The organism is Flavobacterium paronense (assembly GCF_030409795.1).
GTDB classification, from domain to species: Bacteria; Bacteroidota; Bacteroidia; order Flavobacteriales; family Flavobacteriaceae; genus Flavobacterium; species Flavobacterium paronense.
Genome location: NZ_JAUFQN010000014.1, coordinates 1 through 7,676, shown reverse-complemented (window position 1 = coordinate 7,676; position 7,676 = coordinate 1). Strand labels below are relative to the sequence as shown.

General features: G+C 52.6%; 17 protein-coding genes and 2 pseudogenes. All 19 read left to right on the top strand.

From position 1 onward, the window contains the following. A partial coding sequence (locus tag QWY90_RS17385) for a hypothetical protein (protein ID WP_290284019.1) occupies positions 1-304 on the top strand: 304 nt, incomplete at its 5' end. Further along, positions 225-499: pseudogene (locus tag QWY90_RS17380) on the top strand (hypothetical protein). The gene QWY90_RS17385 and the pseudogene QWY90_RS17380, both read left to right, overlap by 80 nt. Positions 500-525: 26 nt before the next feature. Further along, a complete protein-coding gene (locus QWY90_RS17375; RefSeq protein ID WP_290284018.1) occupies positions 526-972 on the top strand; it encodes a hypothetical protein in 447 nt (148 codons plus the stop codon). A 261-nt stretch (positions 973-1,233) separates the two neighbouring features. Beyond that, entirely contained in the window at positions 1,234-1,404 is a 171-nt protein-coding gene (locus QWY90_RS17370; RefSeq protein WP_500683673.1) for an FAD-dependent oxidoreductase, read from the top strand. Next, positions 1,401-1,685: a hypothetical protein gene (locus tag QWY90_RS17365; protein ID WP_290284017.1), complete on the top strand. Its 285-nt coding sequence runs from the start codon at positions 1,401-1,403 to the stop codon at positions 1,683-1,685. The genes QWY90_RS17370 and QWY90_RS17365 overlap by 4 nt, the downstream gene beginning before the upstream one ends. 524 nt (positions 1,686-2,209) lie before the next feature. Continuing rightward, a complete protein-coding gene (locus QWY90_RS17360) occupies positions 2,210-2,632 on the top strand; it encodes a hypothetical protein (RefSeq protein ID WP_290284016.1) in 423 nt (140 codons plus the stop codon). Next, positions 2,553-2,849: an amidohydrolase family protein gene (locus QWY90_RS17355; RefSeq protein ID WP_500683672.1), complete on the top strand. Its 297-nt coding sequence runs from the start codon at positions 2,553-2,555 to the stop codon at positions 2,847-2,849. Before QWY90_RS17360 ends, QWY90_RS17355 begins: the two co-directional genes overlap by 80 nt. Positions 2,850-3,306: 457 nt before the next feature. After that, positions 3,307-3,576: an amidohydrolase family protein gene (locus QWY90_RS17350; RefSeq protein WP_290284015.1), complete on the top strand. Its 270-nt coding sequence runs from the start codon at positions 3,307-3,309 to the stop codon at positions 3,574-3,576. 148 nt (positions 3,577-3,724) lie between these two features. Then, complete coding sequence (locus QWY90_RS17345; protein WP_290284014.1) at positions 3,725-4,222, top strand: FAD binding domain-containing protein; 498 nt, start codon at positions 3,725-3,727, stop codon at positions 4,220-4,222. A gap of 245 nt (positions 4,223-4,467) precedes the next feature. Next, positions 4,468-4,803: a hypothetical protein gene (locus tag QWY90_RS17340; protein ID WP_290284013.1), complete on the top strand. Its 336-nt coding sequence runs from the start codon at positions 4,468-4,470 to the stop codon at positions 4,801-4,803. Continuing rightward, positions 4,775-5,011 carry a hypothetical protein gene (locus QWY90_RS17335; RefSeq protein WP_290284012.1) on the top strand — a complete coding sequence of 79 codons (237 nt, stop codon included), beginning with the start codon at positions 4,775-4,777 and terminating at the stop codon, positions 5,009-5,011. Before QWY90_RS17340 ends, QWY90_RS17335 begins: the two co-directional genes overlap by 29 nt. A 41-nt stretch (positions 5,012-5,052) precedes the next feature. Continuing rightward, positions 5,053-5,274: a hypothetical protein gene (locus QWY90_RS17330; protein ID WP_500683671.1), complete on the top strand. Its 222-nt coding sequence runs from the start codon at positions 5,053-5,055 to the stop codon at positions 5,272-5,274. Positions 5,275-5,431: 157 nt separating this feature from the next. Continuing rightward, a complete protein-coding gene (locus tag QWY90_RS17325; RefSeq protein ID WP_290284010.1) occupies positions 5,432-5,656 on the top strand; it encodes a hypothetical protein in 225 nt (74 codons plus the stop codon). 185 nt (positions 5,657-5,841) lie between these two features. Next, on the top strand, positions 5,842-6,198 hold the full coding sequence (locus QWY90_RS17320; RefSeq protein ID WP_500683670.1) for a molybdopterin cofactor-binding domain-containing protein: 357 nt from the start codon (positions 5,842-5,844) through the stop codon (positions 6,196-6,198). Continuing rightward, positions 6,134-6,298: pseudogene (locus QWY90_RS17315) on the top strand (molybdopterin cofactor-binding domain-containing protein); the annotation flags it as partial. The gene QWY90_RS17320 and the pseudogene QWY90_RS17315, both read left to right, overlap by 65 nt. A 132-nt stretch (positions 6,299-6,430) precedes the next feature. Next, complete coding sequence (locus QWY90_RS17310; RefSeq protein ID WP_336622149.1) at positions 6,431-6,922, top strand: molybdopterin cofactor-binding domain-containing protein; 492 nt, start codon at positions 6,431-6,433, stop codon at positions 6,920-6,922. Next, positions 6,894-7,043: a molybdopterin cofactor-binding domain-containing protein gene (locus QWY90_RS17305; RefSeq protein ID WP_500683669.1), complete on the top strand. Its 150-nt coding sequence runs from the start codon at positions 6,894-6,896 to the stop codon at positions 7,041-7,043. The genes QWY90_RS17310 and QWY90_RS17305 overlap by 29 nt, the downstream gene beginning before the upstream one ends. A gap of 2 nt (positions 7,044-7,045) precedes the next feature. Next, positions 7,046-7,174 carry a molybdopterin cofactor-binding domain-containing protein gene (locus tag QWY90_RS17300; RefSeq protein WP_500683668.1) on the top strand — a complete coding sequence of 43 codons (129 nt, stop codon included), beginning with the start codon at positions 7,046-7,048 and terminating at the stop codon, positions 7,172-7,174. Further along, complete coding sequence (locus QWY90_RS17295; protein WP_290284009.1) at positions 7,137-7,361, top strand: hypothetical protein; 225 nt, start codon at positions 7,137-7,139, stop codon at positions 7,359-7,361. The genes QWY90_RS17300 and QWY90_RS17295 overlap by 38 nt, the downstream gene beginning before the upstream one ends. Positions 7,362-7,676: the final 315 nt, after the last annotated feature.

Genomic DNA, 7,676 nt, shown 5'->3' with positions numbered 1-7,676 from the left:
TAACCCGACCTTACTGGGGTACGCGCGTGTTCGTGAGATCCTCGATGTCTGCGGTTTCGGTTACATAGGCTTAAAAGAAGAGTCATTTGATCACGACCTCAAGCTGACGCAAGCACTGGAAATGCTGGAACGCCTGATGGCACTGGCAAAAGAAAAATCACTCGGCTTTGGCGTAAAACTGACTAACACTCTCGGCACCATCAACAATAAAGGCGCACTGCCTGGTGAAGAGATGTATATGTCAGGCCGTGCGCTGTTCCCGCCTCTCCATCAATGTTGCAGCAGTTCTCTCTCGCGCCTTTGACGGCAAACTGCCCATTTCTTATTCCGGTGGTGCCAGTCAGCTGACTATCCGCGATATTTTTGATACAGGTATTCGCCTATTACTATGGCAACCGACCTGCTGAAACCTGGCGGCTATCTGCGCTTAAGTGCCTGCATGCGCGAGCTGGAAGGCTCCGACGCCTGGGGACTTGACATGTTGACGTCGAACGACTGAACAGACTGGCAGCAGATGCGTTAACCATGGAATACACCCAGAAACACTGGAAGCCAGAAGAGCGTATTGAAGTGGCAGAAGACCTGCCGCTGAACCGACTGCTACGTTGCCCCCTGTGTTACTGCCTGCGCTATCAAGCAAGATATTCCGGAATACATCCGTCTGCTTGGCGAACACGCTATGCCGACGCGCTGGAACTCATCTACCAACGCAACGCTCTGCCCGCCATTACCGGTCATATTTGCGATCACCAGTGCCAATACAACTGTACCCGCCTGGATTACGACAGTGCGCTGAATATCCGCGAACTGAAAAAAGTCGCGCTGGAAAAAGGTTGGGATGAATATAAGCAACGCTGGCACAAACCAGCCGGTTTCTGGTTCACGCCATCCGGTGCCGTGATGGTGCAGGTCCGGCGGGTCTGGCAGCAGGTTACTTCCTTGCCAGAGCGGGCCATCCGTTACGCTGTTTGAACGCGAAGCCAATGCGGGCGGCGTGGTGAAAAATATCATTCCTCAGTTCCGTATTCCTGCGAGTTAATTCAGCACGATATCGATTTTGTTGCCGCTCACGCGTGAAATTTGAGTATGGCTGCTCACCCGATTTAACCATTGAGCAGTTAAAAAATCAGGGCTTCCACTATGTTCTGATTGCCACCGGCACTGATAAAAATAGCGGTGTGAAACTGGCGGGCGACAACCAAAATGTCTGGAATCACTCCCCTTCCTGCGTGAATACAACAAGGGTACAGCGCTCAAGCTGGGCAAACATGTGTCGTTGTCGGGGCGGGTAACACCGCAATGGACTGCGCTCGTGCGGCGTTACGCGTTCCAGGCGTAGAAAAAGCAACGATCGTTTACCGTCGTTCACTACTAAGAGATGCCCGCATGGCGCGAAGAGTATGAAGAAGCGTTGCACGACGGCGTTAGAGTTCCGTTTCCTGAATAATCCGGAACGTTTCGATGCTGATGGCACCTTAACCTTGCGCGTTAGTCGCTTGGCGAACCGGATGAGAAAGGTCGTTCGTCGTCCGGTTGAAACCAATGAAACAGTAACACTGCTTGTAGACAGCCTGATCACCGCCATTGGTGAACAGCAGGATACTGGAAGCCCTGAATGCGATGGGCGTGCCGCTGGACAAAAACGGCTGGCCAGACCGTCGACCATAATGGCGAAACTCGTCTGACTGACGTCTTTATGATCGGCGACGTACAGCGCGGACCATCCTCCATTGTCGCTGCTGTCGGAACCGCGCGTCGGGCGACCGATGCCATCCTTAGTCGGGAAAATATCCGTTCCCACCAGAACGATAAATACTGGAACAACGTCAATCCAGCGGAAATCTATCACGTAAAGGCGATATCTCTATCACGCTGGTGAACAGTGACGATCGTGACGCGTTTGTCGCCCAGGAAGCCGCTCGCTGCCCTCGAATGTAACTACGTTTGCAGCAAGTGTGTGGATGTCTGCCCGAACCGCGCCAACGTCTCCATTGCGGTCCCAGGCTTCCAGAACCGTTTCCAGTACGCTGCACCTCGACGCTTACTGTAACGAATGCGGCAACTGCGCTCAGTTCTGTCCGTGGAACGGTAAACCGTACAAAGACAAAATCACCGTCTTCAGCCTGGCGCAAGACTTTGATAACAGCAGCAACCCAGGCTTCCTTGTGGAGATTGCCGGGTACGAGTACGTCTGAATAACCAAAGCTGGGTGTTAAACATCGACAGCAAAGGTCAGTTTAACAACGTACCACCGGAGCTGAACGATATGTGCCGCATCATATCAGCCATGTCCACCAGCATCATCATTATCTGCTGGGCCGCGTGGAGGTGTAATCATGTTGATTCTGAAGAATGTCACTGCGGTACAGCTACACCGGCAAAAGTGCAGGAAGGCGTTGATATCGCCATCGAAAACGATGTGATTGTCGCTATCGGCGATGCCCTGACGCAACGCTACCCCGACGCCAGCTTCAAAGAGATGCATGGCCGGATTTGTGATGCCAGGGATTGTCTGCTCGCACAACCATTTTTACTCGGGGCTTTCCCGCGGAATTATGGCAAACATCGCCCCTTGCCCGGATTTCATCTCAACGCTGAAAAATCTCTGGTGGCGGCTCGATCGCGCCCTTGATGAAGAGTCGCTCTATTACAGCGGACTGATTTGTTCCCTGGAAGCGATTAAGAGCGGATGTACATCGGTTATCGATCACCATGCCTCTCCGGCGTATATCGGCGGGTCGCTCTCCACATTGCGCGACGCATTTTTAAAAGTTGGCCTGCGCGCGATGACCTGTTTTGAAACTACTGACCGTAAACAACGGCATCAAAGAGTTGCCAGGAAGGTGTAGAAGAAAACATCCGTTTCGCCCGTTTGATTGATGAGGCGAAGAAAGCGACAAGCGAGCCGTATCTGGTGGAAGCACATATCGGTGCTCACGCGCCGTTTTACCGTGCCGGATGCCGGTCTGGAGATGCTGCGTGAAGCCGTGAAAGCCACAGGCCGTGGTTTGCATATTCACGCTGCGGAAGACCTTTACGACGTTTCCTACAGTCACCACTGGTACGGCAAAAGACCTGCTGGCACGACTGGCGCAATTCGATCTCATCGACAGCAAAACGCTGGTCGCTCATGGGCTGTACTTGTCGAAAGATGACATCACCCTACTCAATCAGCGCGATGGCGTTCCTGGTGCATAACGCCCGTTCAAACATGAACAACCATGTCGGCTACACAACCATCACCTTAGCGACATCCGCAATCTGGCGTTGGGAACGGACGGCATTGGTTCGGACATGTTTTGAGAGATGAAATTTGCCTTCTTTAAACATCGCGATGCGGGTGGTCCGCTGTGGCCTGACAGTTTTGCCAAAGCCCTGACTAACGGTAACGAACTGATGAGCCGCAACTTTGGCGCGAAATTTGGGCTTCTGGAAGCCGGTTACAAAGCTGATTTAACCATTTGCGATTACAACTCGCCGACGCCGCTGCTGGCAGACATATCGCCGGGCATATCGCTTCGGTATGGGCTCAGGCAGCGTTCACAGCGTGATGGTCAATGGTGTGATGGTCTATGAAGACCGTCAGTTTAACTTCGATTGCGATTCCATTTATGCACAAGCCAGAAAAGCCGCTGCCAGTATGTGGCGTCGGATGGATGCGCTGGCATAAATGACAGATGCCCTCTTCCCGCAGGGAAGAGGGTTAAATAAGGAAAGAAGATGATTGAACAATTTTTTCAGGCCCGACTCTGTCGAACAGGCGCTGGAACTGAAGCGCCGCTACCAGGATGAAGCCGTCCTGGTTCGCCGGGGCAGCAAACTCAATGCTACACCAACCGTACCGATAAAAAGATTGCCATTTCCTTACAGGATCTGGAACTGGACTGGGTTGACTGGGATAACGGTGCACTGCGGATTGGCGCAATGTCTCGCTTGCAGCCACTGCGTGATGCGCGATTTATTCCTGCAGCGCTGCGTTGAAGCCCTCGGTTTTGTTTACTCACGCCATGTTCGTAATCAGTCGACCATTGGTGGTGAAATCGCCGCCCGCCAGGAAGAGTCGGTGCTGCTTCCCGTCCTGTTGGCACTGGATGCTGAACTGGTTTTTGGCAACGGCGAAACGCTGTCAATCGAGGACTACCTGGCCTGCCCATGCGATCGCCTGCTAACCGAAATTATCATTAAAGAATCCGTATCGCACCTGTGCGACCCGCAAAATTAGCCGTTTCTCAGGCAGGTTTAACCGTCGTGACGGCAGCCGTTGCAATGACAGACCACGACGGTATGCGAATTGCGCTGGTATGGCGTCGCCAGTAAAGCACTGCGTCTGCATGATGTCGAAAAACAACATCTGGAAGGCAATGCACTTGAAACAGGCTGTCGCCAACGCCATTTTCCCGCAGGAAGATTTGCGGGGCAGCGTGGCCTATAAACGCTATATCACGGGAGTTCTGGTAGCCGACCTGTATGCGACTGCCAACAGGCTGGGGAGGAAGCCGTATGATCATCCACTTTACTTTAAATGGCGCGCCTCAGGAGCTAACCGTTAATCCAGGCGAAAACGTGCAAAAGCTGTTGTTTAACATGGGAATGCACTCTGTACGCAACAGTGATGATGGTTTCGGGTTTGCCGGTTCTGACGCAATAATCTTTAACGGTAATATCGTTAACGCGTCCTTGCTTATTGCCGCACAGTTAGAGAAGGCAGATATTCGTACCGCAGAATCTCTGGGCAAATGGAACGAGTTAAGTCTGGTTCAACAGGCAATGGTTGATGTTGGCGTGGTGGCAGTCTGGTTATAACGATCCAGCTGCAGCTCTGATTATCACCGATCTTCTCGATTCGCATCGCCGCACCTACCCGCGAAGAGATCGACGACGCGCTTTCTGGTTTGTTCAGCCGCGCGATGCTGGCTGGCAGCAATACTATCAGGTCATTGAACTGGCGGTTGCACGTAAAAATAATCCGCAGGCCACCATTGATACGCTCCGACTTTCCGTGACGACCTAGAAGTCATTGGTAAGCATTATCCTAAAACTGATGCCGCGAAAATGGTGCAGGCGAAACCCTGCTATGTTGAAGACCGCGTAACGGCTGACGCCTGCGTCATTAAAATGTTACGTAGCCCACACGCTCACGCACTGATTACTCATCTGGATGTCAGCAAAGCTGAAGCCTTACCGGGCGTCGTTCACGTTATTACTCACCTGAATTGCCCGGATATCTACTACTACCCCGGGTGGTCAGAGCGCACCGGAACCGTCACCGCTTGACCGCCGTATGTTCGGCAAGAAAATGCGTCACGTCGGCGATCGTGTTGCTGCGGTCGTCGCAGAAAGTGAAGAAATTGCGCTCGAAGCACTGAAGTCATCGACGTTGAATATGAAGTGCTTAAGCCGGTAATGTCGATCGACGAAGCAATGGCGGAAGATGCGCCTGTCGTGCACGATGAACCGGTGGTGTATTGTTGCTGGTGCGCCAGATACTCTGGAAGACGATAACAGCCATGCAGCCCAGCGCGGCGAGCATATGATCATCAACTTCCCGATCGGTTCTCGCCCTCGCAAAAATATCGCCGCCAGTATTCATGGTCATATTGGCGATATGGACAAAGGCTTTGCCGATGCCGATGTGATCATTGAGCGAAACCTATAACTCAACGCAAGCGCAGCAGTGCCCGACTGAAACACATATCTGCTTTACTCGTATGGACGGCGATCGTCTGGTTATCCACGCCTCCACCCAGGTACCATGGCACTATTACGCCGCCAGGTCGCGCGCCTCGTGGGCATGAAACAGCATAAAGTTCATGTCATTAAAGAGCGAGTTGGCGGCGGTTTTTGGTTCCAAACAGGACATCCTGCTGGAAGAAGTGTGCGCTGGGCAACCTGCGTGACCGGCGTCCGGTACTGTTCCGCTACACCCGTGAAGAAGAGTTTATTGCTAACACCTCTCGTCACGTCGCGAAAGTCACCGTCAAACTGGGAGCGAAAAAAGATGGTCGCCTGACGGCAGTGAGATGGATTTCCGCGCCAACACTGGCCCTTACGGCAACCACTCACTCACCGTACCGTGTAACGGACCGGCGCTGTCGCTGCCGTTATATCCGTGCGATAACGTCGATTTCAGGTCACCACCTACTACAGCAACATTTGCCCAAATGGTGCTTATCAGGGTTATGGCGCACCGAAAGGTAACTTCGCTATCACCATGGCATTAGCGGAACTGGCTGAACAGTTACAGATCGACCAACTGGAAATTATCGAACGTAACCGGTACACGAAGGGCAAGAGCTGAAAATTCTCGGTGCAATCGGTGAAGGTAAAGCGCCGACCTCCGTTCCTTCCGCCGCCAGCTGTGCACTGAAGAGATCCTGCGTCAGGGTCGCGATATGATCCAATGGTCGTCACCGAACCGCCAAAATGGTGACTGCACATCGGTCGCGGCGTCGCCATTATCATGCAGAAATCGGGTATCCCGGATATCGATCAGGCTAACTGCATGATCAAACTGGAATCGGACGGCACCTTTATCGTTCATTCTGGCGGTGCGGATATTGGTACTGGTCTGGATACTGTAGTGACGAAACTGGCAGCAGAAGTGCTGCACTGCCCACCGCAGGACGTGCATGTTATCTCCGGTGATACCGATCATGCGTTGTTTGATAAAGGCGCATATGCCTCGTCCGGTACTTGCTTCTCGGGTAACGCGGCGCGTTTGGCAGCGGAAAATCTACGGGAGAAAATTCTGTTCCCGGCGCGCAAATGTTGGGTGAGCCAGTGGCAGATGTTCAACTGGCAACGCCGGGCGTCGTGCGCGGCAAGAAAGGCGAAGTTAGTTTCGGGGGATATTGCCCATAAAAGGCGAAACCGGCACCGGCTTTGGTTCACTGGTGGGAACTGGCAGTTATATCACGCCTGATTTCGCCTTCCCGTATGGCGCAAACTTCGCTGAAGTTGCCGTCAACACGCGTACGGGTGAAATCCGCCTGGATAAATTCTACGCCTTGCTGGACTGCGGTACACGGTCAATCCAGAGTTAGCGTTGGGACAAATCTACGGTGCCACCCTGCGTGCTATCGGCCACAGTATGAGCGAAGAGATCATTTATGACGCCGAAGGTCACCCGTTAACGCGTGATTTACGCAGTTACGGCGCACCGAAAAATTGGTGACATTCCGCGTGATTTCCGCGCTGTGCTGGTGCCGAGCGACGATAAAGTCGGCCCGTTCGGGGCGAAATCGATCTCGGAAATCGGTGTAAATGGCGCAGCTCCGGCGATTGCTACCGCAATTCACGATGCATGCGGCATCTGGTTACGCGAATGGCATTTCACACCGGAGAAATACTCACTGCGCTGAAAAAATATAAATAATAAATGGCCGCTTCGGCGGCCTGTTTCTCTGTTTGAACGATGACTAAATAGTGACTGCGAAAATGAGATAAGCCCGTTCTCAAGGCGTCCTGCGCCCCAAATTCGTGGGAATTTATTTTACTAATTCAGATGATCAAATTTACTTTAAAAGGAGTGAAGGGATGTCTGATATAAACCATGCAGGTTCTGACCTTATATTTTGAACTGGAGGATCGCCCTCCCTTTCATCAGGCTCTCGTTGGTGCCATTACCCATCTGTTGGCAATTTTCGTTCCGATGGTAACCCCCGCGTTAATCGTGG